We start from the raw sequence: 16,967 nt of genomic DNA, 5'->3' as shown, positions 1-16,967 counted from the left end.
GGCGGGACCGCCTGGGCGGGCAGCGGGCGCGTCCAGGCGTCGCTGCTTCCCGGCAGGCCGAGGCAGTGGGCCAGCGCCTCGGCGATCCGCTCGTGGCCCAGGGGGCCGGCGTGGAGCCGGTCCGCGGTCCAGAGCCGTGAGTCGGTGGTCACCGGGTACCCGGCCGTCTCGGCGACCAGCACCCCGTGACGGGCCGCCGCGGTACGGATGTGGTCGTTGAGGGCGAAGACCCGCGACCTGAGGGGACGGGCCAGGGGCGCGATCCTGCCCAGGTCGGGGAAGGTCACGGTCGCGACCCGCGCGCCGGAGGCGGTGAGCGCCGCGAACATCTCCTCCAGGTGCCCGGCCACCTCGGCCGCGTCGAACCGGGGCCGGAGCACGTCGTTCACCCCGGCGACGACGGTGGCCAGGTCGGGGCGCATCGCCAGCGCGGGCGCGAGTTGTTCCTCGCGTACCTGGCTCGCGACACGTCCCCGTACCGCCAGGTTGGCGTACCGCAGCGCGGGATCGAGGCGGGCCAGGTGCTCGGCGAGCCGGTCGGCGAAGCCGCGCAGGCCGGTGGCGTCGTCCCCGTCGCCGAGCCCTTCGGTCTGGCTGTCGCCCAGGGCGACGTAGCGCAGGTATTCACCGTTCGGCATGGGCGGCCCGCCTCGCTCGCAGGACCGCGGCCGTCCGCCGGCACCAGTCCCGGTGACCCTGTTCGAACGACAGGCCGCGCAGGCACGTGAGATACGGGCCGATGCGGCTGCCCTCCCGCAGGAACTCCTCCTCGTCCACGTCACCGCGCAACGTGCACAGCAGCGCTTCGAGGAGTTCGATCTTGGCCTCGGCCGCTGAGGCCCGGTCGTCGAGCTGCTCGATGACCGACGCGGTGCCGACCCGGTCGGCGGCCTGGACCTTGACCAGCAGGTCGTCGCGGATGGACGAGGGCTTCGCCGCGGCCGAGGCGAACTCCTCCAGTACGGCGCGACCGGCGTCGGTGACGTGGAACAGCCGCTTGTTGGGGCGGTTCTCCTGGACCACTTCCCGGCCCGCGACCAGGCCCTCCCGCTCCAGCTTCGTCAGCTCCGCGTACAGCTGCTGGGGCAGCGCGTGCCAGAAGTTGGCGACTCCGATGTCGAACGCCTTCGCCAGCTGGTATCCGCTGAACTCGCCGTCCAGCAACGCCGCCAGCACCGCATGCCGCAACGCCATCGAGCGGCCCCCTTCCCGCGCCTGTTCCCCGCATCATACTCAGAATGATGACTAATCCTATGCATGACTACGCGGGACGCGGGCGTGGGCGCCTGCCGGGCTCGGGGTGAGGCGCGTTGATCGCGCGTTCACGGCGACGTCCCGCCGTACCGGAGTGCGCGCGGCCTCACTTGGATGCGACGCGCCCCATGGCATCGGCGTCGGTGGCCAGTGCCTTGCACGCCGTCTGCCACGCGGTGGCGCCGGGGCGCAGGGTGGAGCGGAGGTAGGCGGCGGTGAGCCGTGCGAGGGCCGCGACCCGCCGCGGGTTCTCGTCGGTGGTCTCGGCGGCGTCGTAACCGGCGATCCCTCCCAGCCCGTGTTCCGCGTCGAACAGGGTGAGCAGGCTCTTGGGGCCCGGGGCGAGCGTGTACGGGTCGGCGTGCCAGTCCGGCCCCATGGACGTGAAGTGCCGGGAGTCGTCCTTGTCCCCGGCGACGACCAGCGCGGGCGCGGCCATGGTCGAGAAGTCGACGGCGCCGATGACCGGCCACTGCTCGGCCATGGGTCCGTCGAAGACGTCGCCTCCCCGGCCGGGCGCGGCGAGCAGCACGCCGGCCTTGATCCGGGGCTCGGTGAGGTGGACCAGCTCCCCGGTGTCGGGATCGGTGAGCCCGGCACCCAGCAGCAGCGCGGCCGTGAAGCCCCCCAGCGAGTGCCCGGCGACGGCGACCCCGGAGGCGTCGACCCGTCCGGCGAGCTGAGGCACGGTGCGCTCGAGTACGTCGAGCCGGTCCAGGACGTGGGTCATGTCCTCCGCCCGGGACCGCCAGAAGTCGGGCGCTCCGGGCGCGCCGGCGACCAGGTGGCTCAGGGTGCGGGAGGTGAGGTGGGTGGGCTGGACGACGACGAACCCCTGCGCGGCCCAGAGGTCGGCGAGGGGCGCGTACCCGTGGAGCGAGGAGAGGTGGTTCGAGGGGCCGTGGCCGTGGGACAGGAGGATGACGGGGAGGCCGGTCCCGGTCGCGGGAGCGGTGACGCGGACCTGGAGGTCCACGGGGCGCCCGGGGACCGGGAGGACGACGGGGCCGAACGACAGGACCGGAACGGGCGCGGCGGAGGAGTCGGCGTGCGTGGCGGTGGACGTGCTCATGGTGCTCACAGGGGGTTCCCTTTCGGTGGCGCCCGCTTCCGCCGGTCGGCGGCGACCGGTGGAGGGCAGGGCGGACAGGGGCGTGCGCTTCGACTAAACTGAAACGAAGCGCCGCTCCACTTAGTATCCGGAGCGCTGTTCCGCTTTGTCAATCGGTGTGGAGGGAGTGCGCGGTGACCATCGACAGCCCTGAGGGGAAGTCGCCGTCCCGGGGGAAGCGGGCCGACGCCCAGCGCAACCGGGAGGCGGTTCTCGCCGCTGCCGCGGAGGTGTTCGTCACCTCCGGTGTCGACGCGCCGATCCGCCGGATCGCCGCCGAGGCCGGAGTCGGCATGGCCACGATCTACCGCCACTTCCCCACGCGGGCGGACCTCGTCACGGCCGTCTACCGCCACCAGATCGAGGCGTGCGCCGCGGCCGGACCGGACCTGCTGGAGGCCGCCGACACCCCGTTCGACGCCCTGCGCGAGTGGATCGACCTCTTCGTCGCCTTCCTCGTGACCAAGCACGGCCTCGCCGACGCCCTGCAGTCCGACGACGACCGCTTCGCCGCGCTGCACGAATACTTCCTCGACCGCCTGCTGCCGGTCTGCGCGCGACTCCTCGACGCCGCGGTCGAGGCCGGCGACATCCGCCCCGGTACGGAGGCGTACGAGCTGATGCGCGGCGTCGGCAACCTGTGCATCGGGCACGGGAACGACCCCCGCTACGACCCCCGCCGCCTGATCGCCCTCCTGCTCCAGGGGCTCCGCACACCCCGGACGGCCTGAGACGGGAGAAGCGCCGTAAGGTGCTCACGCCTCAGGAGGGCCCGGGTGGACGTGATGCCGGTGCGCCGGGGCAGCGGTGGGGGACCGGCGTGAGCCAGGTGTTCCTCTCACCGGGCACGCCGTCATGGCCACCCCGGCGCGCCGAGAGCCGCTACCTCAGCCTGCTGTCTCGCCCGCAGCCCCGGCAGGGGACGGCTGATCCCACCGCGCGACGAGGTCGCGGCCCTCCACCCGCAGCGCACCTTCCGTAAAGGCGATCTCGTGCGAGAACCCGCCGGAAGAGGGAAGGATTTCGTCCAGCTGAAGGTCACCCAGCGAAGGCAGCTCGCCCACACGTTCGGCGAACGCGGCGGCCCCGGTGGCCTCACCGAATCCGCAGACCTCCACGCGTTCCGATTCCTCGCAGCTCATCCAGAACGCGTGAACGCCGGTGTAGCGAATACGCAGACCGCTCTCGTGCTTCCACTCATTCGGAGCCAGGGACACATCGATGGACACGCGTCCGAGATCGTCGCGCACCTCCACCTGCCGCAGCGTCAGATCCTTCACGCACCGCGGGCTGCCGAAATCGTAATGGCCGGGGTCCGAGGCGAATTCCGCCGCGCCGGCCGGGAGTTCCGGCACGATCCCGGGCAGGACGCGAAGGTATTCCCGGGGGTCGAGGTGGAAGCCGTACATGTCCTCCAGCGGTCGCACCCGGACGTACTTCATCAGCAGCCGCCCGTGATGCGGTCGCGCTTCCAGTTGTCGCCCTTGATGTTCTCCGTGCCCTTGGGGCCGATGCGCCCGTCGCGCCTCAGCTCACCCACCGCGAGCCCCTTCAGGAGATTGAACACCTCGCGCGGCACCTTCACATCCGCGCTCTTTCCGTGCTTGGCGAACCATCCGTCACTACCGAAGATTCCGATTTCCCTGCCGCTCTTGTACACGTGGATCTCGAAATCCGTCGTACCTCCGATTTCGAACCGGTCGAGACGCCCAGTGTAATTGCTGCCGAAGTTCAGCGGGTCCTTCTTGCGGGCCGCCGCGAGGTCGGCGAGCGGTGCCTCCGTACGCACCTGCCGCATCGGACTGTGCGGCGAGGCGCCCGGTGCGAGGAACCCGGAGCGGAAGTCGCGGAACGCGGAACACGGCTCCGCGCCCTTGCGTTCCTTGCCGACCTTCTTCACGAGCCGCTTGACCTCGACCGTGGCCAGTGCGCGCGCGGTGATGAGGGAGTTGGCCCGCAAGGGAATCGTGTACCGCACGGGGCGGCCGCCGGAGGCGCGCGAACGGGCGCGGGCCTCCGCCTTCTTCCGGGCCTCCACCGAGACGAAGGTGCCGCCCGCCCCCGGGTTGGAACAGGTCAGGCTGCCGGAGACCCCGCTGCCCGTGACCGGGAACGTGGTCGTCGGGCTCGTGCAACTCCCGCCGGAGCGGCCGTCGATGGTGAAGGTGGAGGTCATCACGGCGGTGACGTGGCCGCCCGTCAGGCGGGCCCTGGCTTCCGTGGTGATCTGCCCGGAGAACTTCCCCGTGGCGGTACAGCCGCCGGCGCCGCACTGTACCGAGCCGTCGCCCCGCAGGGACAGCGAGATGCCGCTGTCTCCCGCCCGGCTCAGCTCCTTGGTCTGCTTCTCCAGGGTGTCGTACATCGCGGGAGCCTCTTCGGGGCCGACCGGTTCCAGGTCGAGGGCCAGGGTGTCCTTCCCGTCGAAGGGCCCCTTCCCCGCGGTTTCCGCTTCGTCCTCGGCGGGGACGACGTGGCTCACCGTCCGCGCGGCCCCGCCCGCCGTCCCGGACGCGGGGCGCTCCAGCCGCAGCAGCCGGTGGGGCTGGGCGGCGGTGATGACCAGGCGGCCGGCCGGGGTGTCGAGCGCGCGGGCCGGTACACCGTCGACCTCCCGGTGTTCGGAGGCGTACCCCTCGCTGCCGGGGCGGGACTCCAGGTCGGCCAGAGCCTGCAGCAGCGACGCGGCGAGTTCCGGCGGCGCCGGACGGTGCCGGGTGAGTTCGCTGGTGAGCCCGTCGTTCCGGTCGGCTCCGGCGTCCCACCTGCCCGGCTTCTTCTCACCCGCCTCGGCCGCGGGGTCCTGGCGCCACCGGGTGAACGTCTTTCCGCCGACGCTGAGGAATTCGCGGTCGAGTTCCTCACGGCCGAAGCCGTTGCTGCCGAAGCGGCTTCCGGCGGAGGTGACGGTGACCTCGCGCTGCATCATTCCGCCCGGAAGGTCGTCCTTGTACCGCAGCCCCGGTGCGGTGGCGAGGTCGACCAGCGCGAGGCGGTAGGGCGCGAGAATCCGGGGATCGGGCTTCGCCTGCCCCGTACCGTCGGACGCCGCAGGGTGCGTCCCGTCGTCACCGAGAAGCCCGAGCCCGGCGACGAGCGCGAGGACGAGGACGCCCACAGCGCCGGTCAGAAGCAGCGCGGCGGGTCTGCCCATGCGCAGAAACCGCGGCCGGGTTCCGCCCGGGGCGCCGGGGGGATACGGCGGCACGGGCGGGTACGGCGCCGGTGGCGGAGGCGCGCCGTGGTGCGTCTGCCACGGCCCGCCCGTCGGTGGACCGAACACCCCGTCCGTGTGGTCCCATGGCTGCTCGTGCTGCTCCGGCCCTGCCATCGACTCCCCTGACCGTGCTGCCGGACCCGGTGGCGCGTGCGAGCGAGAACGCTGGGGGTGCCGGCCCTTGCCGTCTGAAAAGGGGAACTATCCGGCAGGGAGCCGTGTTCGGCAACAGCCTTTCCCGCCAAGGTGCCGAGCGCCCTCCTCGGCCTCACGGCGGTACCTGCCGGATCGCCGGGACTTCCTAGCTGCCGATCGGGTGCCGGAGGCCGGGCGTCGCGTGGTCGGTGGAGGACAGCTGCGGCTCGGCGGAGCAGGCGGAGGCCGTACCCGAGCCCGTGACGCTCAGGGCGAGGCCGGCGGTGATCACCGCAACGCAGACGGAGATGTGCTTGAACATAAGAAAATGCTCCCCACTCGGTCGATGTCATCGTGAATCCGGACAGCCTGCTGATCTCCGAAGACTTCGGGGTCAGGCTATGGGCTCGCTCCAACGGCCGGACAACGCGGCCCAAATAAGGGGGAGCCGGAGGATGTCCGCTGCGGGTTCACGGGGCCCGGCGTTGTCAGTCCCCGGTGCTAGCGTCGTCGCCATGGCAAATCGTTCGTACCTGTACTCCGCCGACTCGATGCCCGACGACGCGGACATCCCCAAGCCCATCCGGTGCATATCCGAGCACAACTGGGCCATTCCGCTGGCGCACAAGCTTCTCGTGGGGCGCGGGACGGTGATCGTCCCGTCCATGATCTGGAACCCTCGCATCGGCATCGCCGCAGACTACGCCGGCGGAGTCGCCCTGCTCCGCGACCTGTTGCACGTGGTCGGCAAGGGGCTGGAGAACGACGCCGAGTTCAACGAGTGCGTGACCAGGAGCATGGCCCACCTCGAGAAGCAGCGAGCGAAGTACTTCGTCCTGGAGACGGGGGAGATGGTCTCCCTGGAGGGTGACGACCCCGAGGCGAGCGTGGAACGCCTGGTGTCCACGGACATCCCCGGCAGCGTCGCCGAGGCCGAGGCGGCGATCGCGGGTGGAAACGAGGAGTGGCTGACCTCCCTGCGCGCCGACTGGCAGAGCCACTTCGGGTCCTTCTACAGCGAGGCGCTCTACTTCTCCTTCCCCGGCTGACTCGCCTGTTCCGCCGGGGACCACGGGGCGGAGAGCAGGTGGCCGACGCTGCGCCTGTCCCGGTTCGCCGAGGGGCTGTCGGCCGCCCGGCCCACCGCGACCATGGAGACGATGGACCAGCCGGGGTTCGGGTCCAGCTCCTTGGTGAGCCCTTCCAGGTCGAAGGCCCGGAACTGGTGCGCGGCGAGGCCCAGGGCCTGGGCCTGAACGGTCAGGTGGGCGATGGCCTGGCCGAGGTCGTAGTCCGCGAACTCGGAGTAGGTCAGGCGGGTGTCGTCGACGTAGCGGCGCGTCAGCGTGACGACGAGCAGGCCCGCGTCCGCCGCCCAGGAGGCGGAGCTGGGTGCGAGGTGGGGGAGCAGCCGGTCGTGCTCCGGCTCACCCGGCCGGCCGACGAAGAAGCCCCACGGCTGGGAGTTCCCCGCGGACGGCGCCCACCGCGCGGCTTCCAGCAGCAGCCCGAGGGCGTGGTCGTCGACCGCGCCGGACGGGTCGAACCTGTACGGGCTGAAGCGCCCGGCGAGCAGGGGGTGTATGCCGTTGTACGACTTCTGAAGACGATGCACGTCCTGCTGCAACCCAACCACCGTGCTCGCGTATTCCGGCCGGCGCCGGTACGTATGCCGCCCGCACCGGGCGTTCTGCGGGACGAGGACCGGACCGGGGCGACTGGTGGGAGCGCCGCCGCCGGACGGGGGAAAACGATTCTTCGCAATGATCCTTCCAGGGCGATGGGGTGGTTGTAACGTCGGCCGCGAGCCCTCAGGGGAGGGCCCGTCGAAGCAGGGGGAGGACCGTGCCAGACATTTCCCGGCGTGCGCTCATCGGTACCACCGGCGCAGCCGCCGCAGCGACACTTCTCACGACAACCGAGACTGCTCAGGCCGCCGAGGGTGCGAGCGGCAAGGACGGACACGCACCGCACAGCACCTCGAAGGAGGCCCGGACCACCATGGCCAACGGCAGCCAGACCCTCAAGTACGTCGGATACATCGGAAGCCCTGACATGGAAGTGCTGAACGACGTGACGTTCGGCGTCGGCGCGGACCCCGCCGACATGTGGGCGTATCTCGACGGTGCCACGGCACGTCTCCGGGCGGCCCACCCCACGTACTCCTTCACGCCCCGTCTCTACCGGTACGACCAGGTCACCACCGAGATCACGCGCCCGTAGCGCACACCGCGCCGGCCCTGCCCCCAGGGGGCCGGTGCTCCGGGCCGGTGTCCACGTGCCGTCACGCATGCCGCCTCCACTGTTCCTTCACCTGATGGTCACATTTACCGATAGGCTCCGGACGCTGCATCCGCACCACAGAGGGGGGGAATCCTCATGCGTGTCCGTCATGCCCTGACCGCCGCCGCGACGGCGGCTTCGGTCGTCTCGCTCGCTCTCGTCGCCGGGGCCCCGGCCCAGGCGGCCGAGTACTCCTCGGCCCTGAAGGTCAAGGGTGTCCAGTACGACGCTCCGGGCCGCGACTCCAACAAGTGCTCGGGCGGCAACGCCGCGAGCGAGTACCTGACGATCAAGAACTACTCGCGCACCACGAAGGTGAACCTCAAGGGCTACGTCGTCAAGGACGCGGCCGGGAACAGGTTCACCTTCACCAAGTCCCACACGCTGGAGCCCGGCGACTACGTCAAGCTCCGCGGCAACCGGGGCACCGACTCCGACGCCAAGAACGTCGTCTACCGCCAGAACTGCAACTTCATCTGGAACAACGACAAGGACACCATCTACCTGTACAAGCCCTCGGGTGCCCGCGCGGACGTCCACTCCTACACCAAGAAGAGCAACGACCGCGACGGCAACGGCTACATCACCTTCCACGGGTAGTCCCCTCATGACAGAGCCCTCGCGGCGCCCGGCCGGGCGCCGCGAGGGCTCTGTCATCGCCGGCTCCTGATCGCCGGGAGGGTGACCGGGCGGCCGGCGGGGAGACGGGTGCGGCTCGGCATATCAGCAGATCGAAGGTGGTCCGGGCTGCGCCGGTCCACCACAATGGGCCCGGCCCCGGCGTTGGCGAGGGTGTGTACGGCATCCACTGCGACTGCGGGGCCGCCCGGCTGCCAGGGGTTCGGGCGGCGGCCTTTCGTGTCGCGCACAGCGACGCGGACTCTGTTGTTCCGGATGCGGACGCCTCGCAGTTAAGAAATTACGTACTTGCGCAATAACGTAGAGCAGTCCTAGGGTTTCGCTCGACGAAGCGTCGAACGCTGGGAGCCGCATGGGCGCCGAGGGCACGTTCCGTACCACCGCACCGAGGGTCGCGATCAACGCGATCGGCCGACACCTCCCGGACCACACCCGGACCGTCGCGGACCTTCCCGAACTCGCGGGACTCACCGAGCCGGAGCGTCTGACCTGCCGCGGACTCGGCATCGACACCGTCGCGTCCGCCGACACGCTCACCGCCGCCGACCTGGCCGAACGAGCCGCCCGGCACGCACTCGACGCCGCCGGGATCGAGGCCGCCGCGCTCGGCGCCCTGATCCTCGTCGAGCCGCGCGCCCCCGAGACCCTGATCAGCTCCGACGCGACCCGGCTGCAACACGCGCTGGGCGCCGACCACGCGCTCACCTTCTCGGTCGGCGGACTCGGCTGCGTCTCCTCCACCCCCGCGCTGCTCACCGCCCGCGGCCTGCTCGCCGCCGATCCCGGCCTCGGCCCCGTACTCGTCGCCCACGGCAGCAAGCCCGCCGCCGCCGGACGCTACCGCCACCCCGTGACCGTCAACGGCGACAGCGGCATGGCACTCCTGCTCGGCCGCCCCGACCCGGCCGCACCCCTCCACCTCGTGGACGCCCTTCAGCGGACCAACGGACGCTACTGGGACCTCTTCGGCCTGGAATTCCGCGACCGCCCCACGGCGCAGTGGCGCGAGAAGTGCTCCGACCTGCCCGGGTACTCCTTCCGGCTCGCCATGGAGACCAGGAACCGCCTCGCCGAGATGGTCGCCGAACTGCTCGCACGCAACGGACTCACCCGGGCCGACGTGGCCGGCTACGCCAGCCAGAACCTCTCGGCCGGCGGCCTGGCGTTCATCGAGGAATCCCTGGACATCGCCCTGCTGCCGTCCTGCCGGGACAACCTCCGCGCCCTGGGCCACCTCGGTGCCAACGACACCTTCCTGAACCTCTCCACCGCCCTGGCCCGCAAGGAACTGGCCGAGGGAGACCTCGCCGTCCTCATCAACGTGAGCCCGGTCGCGGCGTGGAGCGTCCTGCTGGTCGAGACAGGTCCGCCGAGCGGACAGGGGAGCATCGCATGAGCCGTGGACCCGCGGAGACCACCGAGGAGATCATCCGCTTCCTGACCGAAGCCCTGCGCAGGGACGTCGGCCCCGACGACGACTACTTCGCCCTCGGGCTCGTCGACTCGCTGTTCGCGCTGGAACTCGTCACGTACGTCGAGGACCGGTTCTCGCTGACCGTCGAGGTCGAGGACCTCGACCTCGACAGCTTCCGCACCGCCCGCCGCCTCACCGCCTTCGTGCACGCCAAGACGGACGGCGCCGAACCCGCCCCGGCCCATGCCGGCGACCTCTGAGGCGGGCGGCGCACCCGGGGCATCGCCCCTGGTCGCCGCCGCCGCCGAACTGGCCGCCGCCTTCCGGGAACCGGCGAGCCGCTGGGACGCCGAAGGACGCGTACCGCCGGAAGCCCTGCGCACCCTGGCGGCCACCGGACTCCTCGCCGCCGACCTGCCCTCCCAGCACGGCGGCAGGGGCCTGACCCCGGCCGAACTCGGCGAGGTCACCGCCCACCTGGGCGGCGTGTGCAGCGCCCTGCGCGGCCTGCTCACCGTGCAGTCCATGGTCGCCGCCGCACTGCTGCGCTGGGGAACCCGCGCCCAGCGCGCCGACTGGCTGCCGGGCCTGGCCGACGGCACCCTCATCGCCGGCTTCGCCGCCACCGAGGACGGGGCGGGCAGCGCACTCGGCGAAGTGGCCACCACCATCGAGGACGACGGCGACGGACTCCGCGTCACCGGCCGCAAGAAATGGGTCACCTTCGGGGAGAGTGCCGACGTCCTGCTCGTCCTCGGCCGCCACCCGGACGGCCTCACCACCGTCCTGGTGGAGACCACCAGGAGCGGCGTCCGCACGGAGCCCGTCACCGGCCAGCTCGGCATGCGCGCCGCCGGAATCGCCCACGTCACCCTGGACGGCGTCCGGATTCCCGCCGGCCACCGGATCGCCCCGCCCGGCACCGGCCTGTCCCACGTCGCCGCGAGCGCGCTCGACCACGGCCGCTACACCGTCGCCTGGGGGTGCGTCGGCATGGCCGAGGCATGCGTCGCCGACGCCGCCGCGCACGCCGCCGCCCGGCTCCAGGGCGGTCTGCCGCTCGGCCGCCACCAGTCGGTCGGCGCGCTCCTGGCCCGTAGCGCCGTGAGCGCCGCCGCCGCGCGCGAACTCGCCGCTCTCGCCGGCCGCGCCCGCACCCGCGGACCGGGCCGCGGCATCACCGAAACGATCATGGCGAAGTACGCGGCCGCCGGTGCCGCCGCCGAAACCGCCAGGGCGGCCGTTCAGGTACTCGGCGCCGCGGGCATCGCCCCGGACAGCCGCGCCGGCCGCCACTACCGGGACGCCAAGGTCATGGAGATCATCGAAGGAGCCCAGGAAGTGGCCGAATCCCACCTGGCCGAACAGCTCTTGCGCCGTCACGGGGCCGTCGCGTGAGCGCCCCCGGCACGAACGGACACGCGCTCGCCCCGGGCACGCCTCCCACCGTCAAGTGCCTGGTGTGGGACCTGGACGACACCCTCTGGGACGGCGTCGTCCTCGAAGGCGACGACCCCCCGCCCTTCCCGCACGCCGTGACGACCCTCAAGACCCTCGACTCCCGCGGCATCCTCCACGCCGCAGTCAGCAGGGGGGACCACGACACCGCGACCGCCCACCTCGACGCCACCGGACTCGGCGAGTGGTTCTGCGCGGCGCGGATCGGCTGGGGCGACAAGTCGACCGCCGTACGGCACATCGCCGAGACGCTCAACATCGGCCTCGACACCGTCGCGTTCGTCGACAACGACCCCGCCGAACGGGCCGAGGTCGCCGCCGCCCTCCCCATGGTCCGCTGCTATCCCGCAGCGCTCACCGGGCTGCTCCCCGAGCGCCCCGAGTTCTGCCCCGAGCACGTCACCGAGGAGGCGGCCGGCCGTCGCCTGCTGTACCGCACCGAATGGCGCAGGCGCCAGGCGGAGGAGGAGGCCGGGGGCGACCGGCGCGCGTTCCTCGCCTCGCTCGGCCTCGTCATGGAGATCGCCCCGGCCACCGAGGCCGACCTCGCCCGCGCCAGCGAACTCACCGTACGCACCCACCAGCTCAACAGCACGGGACTGGTCTACGGGGAGGAGGAGTTGCGCCGCCTGATCGCCGCTCCCGACCACCAGGTCAGGCTCGCCCGGCTCAGCGACCGGTTCGGTGACTACGGCGTCGTCGGCCTCTCCGTCACCGAACTCACCCCCGACGAGTCCGTGCTGCGGCTGATGCTGATGTCCTGCCGGGTCGCCTCCCGGGGCGCGGGGCAGCTGATGCTTTCCCACCTCGTCCGGCAGGCCCGCGCCGAGGGCCGCAGACCGGTCACCCACTTCGTGCCGACCGCGGTGAACCGCACCATGCTCGTCACCCTGCGGTTCGCCGGATACGCCCCCGTCGCGAAGGGCGCTGGCGACGGCGGCCCGATGGTCCTCGAAGTACCGGCGGACCACCCCGTCGGCGAACCCGACCCCCACGTCCGACTGATCGTCCGCCCGTCATGAGGAGGCCGCAGTGACCGCCGAGCGGACCGAGGAAGTCAGAACCGGGGAACGCGGACCGAGTGGGATGAACGGCGTGGCCGGCGCCTCGCCGCGATCCCTGCTCGACGCGTTCCTCGCCCAGGCCGACCGCACCCCCGGGGCGACCGCCCTCGTCATCGGCGACACCGTGCTCCGCTACCGCGAACTCGCCGACGCCTCCGCCGGACTTGCCGCACGGCTCCGCACGGCAGGCGCCCGCCCCGGGAACACGGTCGGCATCCGGCTCGAACAGAGCGCTCTGGCCGTCGTCACCGTCCTCGCGACGCTCCGGGTCGGCGCGGCCTGGGCGGCGCTCGAGCCCGACCTCCCCGAAGCCAGGCTGCGGGCGTTCCTGAACGACACCGACTGCGCCGTCATCGTCGGCGGCGCGGACACCCGCGACCTGCTCCGGCCCGACGACGACGACCCGGCCGGGCGGCCCGGCCCCCACGGCTCCCCTGACCCCCACGGCTTCCCGGGCCCCCACGGCTCCTCCCGGCCCTGTGACGACCCGGCGCGATCCGGCGGCACACCGTTCCTCCTGCCCGCCGAGGACCTCGACCTCGACGCACTCGCCGAAGCCGGCTCCCGCACGGCGGCGCCCCGGACGCCCCCGGAACCGGTCCCGGAGGACCTTCCCGCGTACCTCATCTACACCTCGGGGTCCACCGGCACGCCCAAGGGCGTCGTCGTGACCCGCCGTCAGCTCGCGGACTCCGTCCGCCCGCGCGGCACCGTCTACGGCACCGGCCCCTCGGTGTTCCTGATGGCGATGCGCCTCTCCTTCGACGGCATGCTCGCCGGCATGTTCTGGTCGTTCTCCCACGGCCACACCCTGCTGCTGCCGACCGCGCGCGAACTCCGGCTCGCCCCCGACTTCGTACGCCTCGCCCGACGCCACCGCGCGACGCACCTCATCATCGTGCCGTCCTACTACCGGCTGCTCCTCGCCTGCCCCGAACGGCTCCCCGACAGCCTCACCGCGGTCGTCGTCGCCGGCGAGGTCTGCACGCCCGAACTGGTCAGGACCCACCGCGCCCTGCTGCCCGGCGCCCGCCTGATCAACGAGTACGGGCCGACCGAGGCCGTCGTCTCCTGCACCGTGGAGGACCGGCCCGACCCGGAAGCGGAACGCATCCCCATCGGCCGGCCCTGGCCCGGCGCCACCACCCACGTCCTGGACGACCGGCTGCGCGAGACGGCACCGGGGGAGAAGGGCGAGCTGTACATCGGCGGGGCCTTCGTCGCCCTCGGCTACGCCCGCGCGCCCGGCCTCACCGCCGAACGCTTCGTCGCCTCCCCCTTCGGCCCCGAGGGAGCCCGCCTCTACCGGACCGGCGACATTGCCCACCGCGACCCGGACGGCACCCTGCACTACCACGGCAGGGCCGACCAGCAGGTGAAGATCCGCGGCACCCGCATCGAACTCGGCGACGTCGAAGCCGCCCTCGAATCGCATCCCGCGGTCGACCAGGCCGTCGTGCTCCACGCACGCCCGCAGGACGGCGAACCCGCGCTCGCCGCGTTCCTCACCGCCGTACCGGGACGGACCGTCCCCGAACCCCGCGCACTACGCCGCCACTGCCGCTTCCACCTCGTCGAGCAGGCGCTGCCCCAGCACTTCGTGGTCCTCGACCGGATGGCGCTCACCTCCACCGGCAAGGCCGACCGCCGCGCGCTCGCCGCTCTCCTCCCCGCCGCCGGGGAGCCCGCCCCCGGCCCCGGGCCGGGGAGCGGCACCGTGCGCACCGGGCCCCGGACCGGACACGAGGACGGCGCCGCGCTCCTCGGCACCGTCCGGGACATCTGGACCGAGGTGCTGGGACACCACGACGCGGGCCCCGACGACAACTTCTTCGGCATGGGCGGCAACTCGCTCAAGATCATCGAGCTGTACAGCGCCCTGGAGGAACGGTGGCCGGGAGCGGTGCGCGTGGGGGAGCTGTTCGACCTCACCACCATCGCCGCCCAGGCGGGCGCCATCGCAGAACGGACCGCACCCCCCAGCACCGCCGTCCCCCCGCCGCCGCCCACCGGTCCCGCCCCGGTCGCCTACGAGCTGTGACGAAGGAGTGTTCCGCGTGAAGGCGCAGACAACCGGGGCCGCCACCGGCGGCATCGCGGTCATCGGCATCGCGACCCGCCTGCCCGAGGCCGCCGACCTCCCGACCCTGCGCGCGAACCTGCGCGCCGGCCGGGACTCCGTACGCCCGGCCCCCGAGCAGCGGATCGCCGCCACCGGGCTCGATCCCGCCCCCGACTACCCCGACATGGGTTATCTGGACCGGATCGACCTCTTCGACCACGAGCGCTTCGGCCTCTCCCGGCACGAGGCGGAGGTCACCGACCCCCAGCACCGACTGGCGCTCCACCTCACCCAGGAGGCGCTGGAGAACGCCGGCTACACCCCGGCGGAGATGCGCGACAGCCGCACGGCCGTGGTGTTCAGCTCGCCCAGCAACGGCTACCTGCCGTTCGTCAGCGAACCGGGCACCCTCAGCCTCATGGGCAACATCCCCTTCGCGCTGCCCGCCCGCATCGCCCACCGCTTCGCCCTCACCGGACCCTGCTACGGCGTCGACACCGGGTGCAACGGCTCCCTCGTCGCCGTCCACCACGCCTGCCGCGAACTCGGCGACGGCGAGGCGGAGTACGCCGTCGTCGGCGGCGTGAGCCTGCGGCACGTCATCGCCCCGGCCGCCGCCTACGACGACTATCCCGGCATCGCCTCGCCCACCGCACGCTCCCGCGCCTTCGACGCGGCGGCGGACGGCGCGGGCGCGGGGGAGGGCGGCGCCGTCCTGCTCCTCACGACCCTCGAACGGGCCCTGGACGAGGGCGCGTACGTGTACGCGGTGATCCGGGGGACCGCCACCGCGCACAACGGCCGCCACTCCGCCACCATCGCCACCCCCAGCGCCCGCGCCCAGGCCGACGTCATCACCCGCGCCTGGAGCCGCGCGGGCCTCGACCTCGCCACGGCCGGCTACCTGGAGGCTCACGGCTCGGGCACCCGGCTCGGCGACGCCGTCGAGGTGGAGGGCGTCGCCCTCGCCCGCCGGGGCCGGGGCGGCACCCTCCCGGTCGGCTCCCTGAAGACCAACCTCGGCCACCTGGACCACGCGGCCGGCATCGCGGGCCTGGTCAAGACGATCCTCAGCGTGCGTCACGCCGAGCTGTACCCGTCGCTGCACTTCCGGCAGGCCGCCCCCGAGGTGGACCTGGCCGGCGCCGACCTGGACGTGGTGACCTCGCTGCGGCCCTGGCGGTCCGAGGGCCCCCGGCGGGCCGGCGTCAGCTCCTTCAGCCTCGGCGGTGTCAACGCGCACTGCGTGGTCGAGGAGCCGCCACCGCTCCCGCGTCCCGCCCCGGACGGGACGCCCCGGCTGATCGGGGTGTCGGGCCGCACCGAGGACGACCTGTACGACGTGTGCGAGCGGCTGTCGCTGGCGCTGCGTTCCGGAGACCTCCCCCTGGACGACGTGGCCAGGACCCTCAACACGGGCCGGGAACACCACCCCTTCCGGCTGGCCGTGGTGGCCGACCGCACCCGGCACCTCGCGGCCGAACTGGCGGCGGCGGTCACCTGGCGCGGGACGGCCGCAGCCCCGCCGGACCCGGCACTCCCGGACGCCCCTGCGGCCGCCGCGGACCGGGCCTCCGGGCCTCCCGTACGGCCCCGGGTCGTGTTCCTGCTGTCCGGTGACGCGGAGCCGCCCTCCGGCGCCGCCGGGACGGACTCGCTGCCCGGCGCGCTCCCGCTCCCCGGGGCCCACGCCGACACCGCGCGCGGCCAGCTCGCCGCCCACACCGCGCTGGTCACGGCCGGGATCACCCCGGACGGACAGATCAGCTCGGGCCTCTCGCGCTACGTGCTCCGCCACCTGAACGGCACCCTCACCGACGACGACCGCAGGTCCCTCGCCCAGGGGGACGTCACCGTCCCGCCCCTGAGCCAGGACCGGCTGCGGTCCGCGGCCGACGAACAACTCGCCCACGGACCCGTGGTGTTCGTGGAGCTGGGCGCCCGGGGCGAACTCAGCGACCAGTTGACCGAGTACCTCGCCGGCCGGCCCGGCGCCGACGTGCTCACCGCGGGGCCCGCCACGGACGGCGTGCCCGGCGTACTGGCACGGCTCTACGAGCGAGGTCACGACCTCGACTGGGCCACGCAGACGCCCCCCGGTGCCCGTCGCGTGCCCCTGCCGGGGGAGCCGTTCCGCGGCGTGCCGTGCTGGGCCCGGACCGTGGGGGAGACGCCGCGCATCGAGGCGCCCCGCATCGAGACGCCGCGCATCCCCGCCCCGCCGGCCGCACCGCCGACCACCCCCGCCCCCCCCCCCCTCCCGGCCACGGCCCCCCCCCCCCCCCCCACCGCCCCCCTGCCCCCCCCCCCCGCCCCCTCCCCCCCCCCCC

The 16,967-nt window shown here is 72.8% G+C and carries 17 protein-coding genes; 10 read left to right on the top strand and 7 right to left on the bottom strand.

What is annotated here, in order from left to right; all coding sequences use genetic code 11:
* The 3 genes from MHW47_RS19210 to MHW47_RS19200 all read right to left on the bottom strand — a co-directional run.
* The coding region (locus tag MHW47_RS19210) for an SGNH/GDSL hydrolase family protein (RefSeq protein ID WP_239224855.1) at positions 1-638 on the bottom strand (638 nt) is incomplete at its 3' end.
* Positions 625-1,194, bottom strand: coding sequence for a PadR family transcriptional regulator (locus MHW47_RS19205; RefSeq protein ID WP_239224854.1), 570 nt, complete (start codon positions 1,192-1,194; stop codon positions 625-627). The genes MHW47_RS19210 and MHW47_RS19205, both read right to left, overlap by 14 nt.
* Positions 1,195-1,360: 166 nt before the next feature.
* Positions 1,361-2,326: a chlorophyllase gene (locus tag MHW47_RS19200; protein WP_239224856.1), complete on the bottom strand. Its 966-nt coding sequence runs from the start codon at positions 2,324-2,326 to the stop codon at positions 1,361-1,363.
* Between the two features lie 173 nt (positions 2,327-2,499).
* Here MHW47_RS19200 and MHW47_RS19195 point away from each other — a divergent pair, with 173 nt between their 5' ends.
* Positions 2,500-3,096 carry a TetR/AcrR family transcriptional regulator gene (locus MHW47_RS19195; protein ID WP_239224853.1) on the top strand — a complete coding sequence of 199 codons (597 nt, stop codon included), beginning with the start codon at positions 2,500-2,502 and terminating at the stop codon, positions 3,094-3,096.
* Between the two features lie 156 nt (positions 3,097-3,252).
* On the opposite strand, the gene MHW47_RS19190 is transcribed toward MHW47_RS19195, so the two are convergent.
* From MHW47_RS19190 to MHW47_RS19180, 3 genes are all read right to left on the bottom strand, one after another.
* On the bottom strand, positions 3,253-3,807 hold the full coding sequence (locus MHW47_RS19190) for a hypothetical protein (RefSeq protein ID WP_239224852.1): 555 nt from the start codon (positions 3,805-3,807) through the stop codon (positions 3,253-3,255).
* Positions 3,807-5,519: a hypothetical protein gene (locus MHW47_RS19185; RefSeq protein ID WP_239224851.1), complete on the bottom strand. Its 1,713-nt coding sequence runs from the start codon at positions 5,517-5,519 to the stop codon at positions 3,807-3,809. Before MHW47_RS19185 ends, MHW47_RS19190 begins: the two co-directional genes overlap by 1 nt.
* A 364-nt stretch (positions 5,520-5,883) precedes the next feature.
* Positions 5,884-6,039 (bottom strand): hypothetical protein, encoded by a 156-nt coding sequence (locus MHW47_RS19180; RefSeq protein ID WP_239224850.1) that lies wholly within the window; start codon positions 6,037-6,039, stop codon positions 5,884-5,886.
* Between the two features lie 193 nt (positions 6,040-6,232).
* On the opposite strand from MHW47_RS19180, the gene MHW47_RS19175 reads away from it, so the two are divergent.
* Positions 6,233-6,766, top strand: coding sequence for a hypothetical protein (locus MHW47_RS19175; protein WP_239224849.1), 534 nt, complete (start codon positions 6,233-6,235; stop codon positions 6,764-6,766).
* Here the strand turns inward: MHW47_RS19175 and MHW47_RS19170 are convergent.
* Complete coding sequence (locus MHW47_RS19170) at positions 6,745-7,344, bottom strand: nitroreductase family protein (protein WP_239224848.1); 600 nt, start codon at positions 7,342-7,344, stop codon at positions 6,745-6,747. The two genes, MHW47_RS19175 and MHW47_RS19170, sit on opposite strands and share 22 nt — an antisense overlap.
* 374 nt (positions 7,345-7,718) lie before the next feature.
* On the opposite strand from MHW47_RS19170, the gene MHW47_RS19165 reads away from it, so the two are divergent.
* From MHW47_RS19165 to MHW47_RS19130, 8 genes are all read left to right on the top strand, one after another.
* On the top strand, positions 7,719-7,940 hold the full coding sequence (locus MHW47_RS19165; RefSeq protein ID WP_239224847.1) for a hypothetical protein: 222 nt from the start codon (positions 7,719-7,721) through the stop codon (positions 7,938-7,940).
* Between the two features lie 156 nt (positions 7,941-8,096).
* A complete protein-coding gene (locus MHW47_RS19160; RefSeq protein ID WP_239224845.1) occupies positions 8,097-8,600 on the top strand; it encodes a lamin tail domain-containing protein in 504 nt (167 codons plus the stop codon).
* A 391-nt stretch (positions 8,601-8,991) separates the two neighbouring features.
* Positions 8,992-10,035 carry a 3-oxoacyl-ACP synthase gene (locus MHW47_RS19155; RefSeq protein ID WP_239224844.1) on the top strand — a complete coding sequence of 348 codons (1,044 nt, stop codon included), beginning with the start codon at positions 8,992-8,994 and terminating at the stop codon, positions 10,033-10,035.
* Positions 10,032-10,313: an acyl carrier protein gene (locus MHW47_RS19150; protein ID WP_239224843.1), complete on the top strand. Its 282-nt coding sequence runs from the start codon at positions 10,032-10,034 to the stop codon at positions 10,311-10,313. The genes MHW47_RS19155 and MHW47_RS19150 overlap by 4 nt, the downstream gene beginning before the upstream one ends.
* A complete protein-coding gene (locus MHW47_RS19145; protein ID WP_239224841.1) occupies positions 10,297-11,451 on the top strand; it encodes an acyl-CoA dehydrogenase family protein in 1,155 nt (384 codons plus the stop codon). The genes MHW47_RS19150 and MHW47_RS19145 overlap by 17 nt, the downstream gene beginning before the upstream one ends.
* Positions 11,448-12,533: an HAD family hydrolase gene (locus MHW47_RS19140; RefSeq protein WP_239224840.1), complete on the top strand. Its 1,086-nt coding sequence runs from the start codon at positions 11,448-11,450 to the stop codon at positions 12,531-12,533. Before MHW47_RS19145 ends, MHW47_RS19140 begins: the two co-directional genes overlap by 4 nt.
* 10 nt (positions 12,534-12,543) lie before the next feature.
* Complete coding sequence (locus tag MHW47_RS19135; protein WP_239224838.1) at positions 12,544-14,616, top strand: non-ribosomal peptide synthetase; 2,073 nt, start codon at positions 12,544-12,546, stop codon at positions 14,614-14,616.
* Between the two features lie 16 nt (positions 14,617-14,632).
* The coding region (locus tag MHW47_RS19130) for a polyketide synthase (RefSeq protein ID WP_239224836.1) at positions 14,633-16,967 on the top strand (2,335 nt) is incomplete at its 3' end.

It is taken from the genome of Streptomyces sp. OfavH-34-F, assembly GCF_022347745.1.
Classification (GTDB): Bacteria; Actinomycetota; Actinomycetes; order Streptomycetales; family Streptomycetaceae; genus Streptomyces.
The sequence above is the reverse complement of the archived record's forward strand: the minus strand, read 5'-3'. Positions and strand labels throughout refer to the sequence as shown.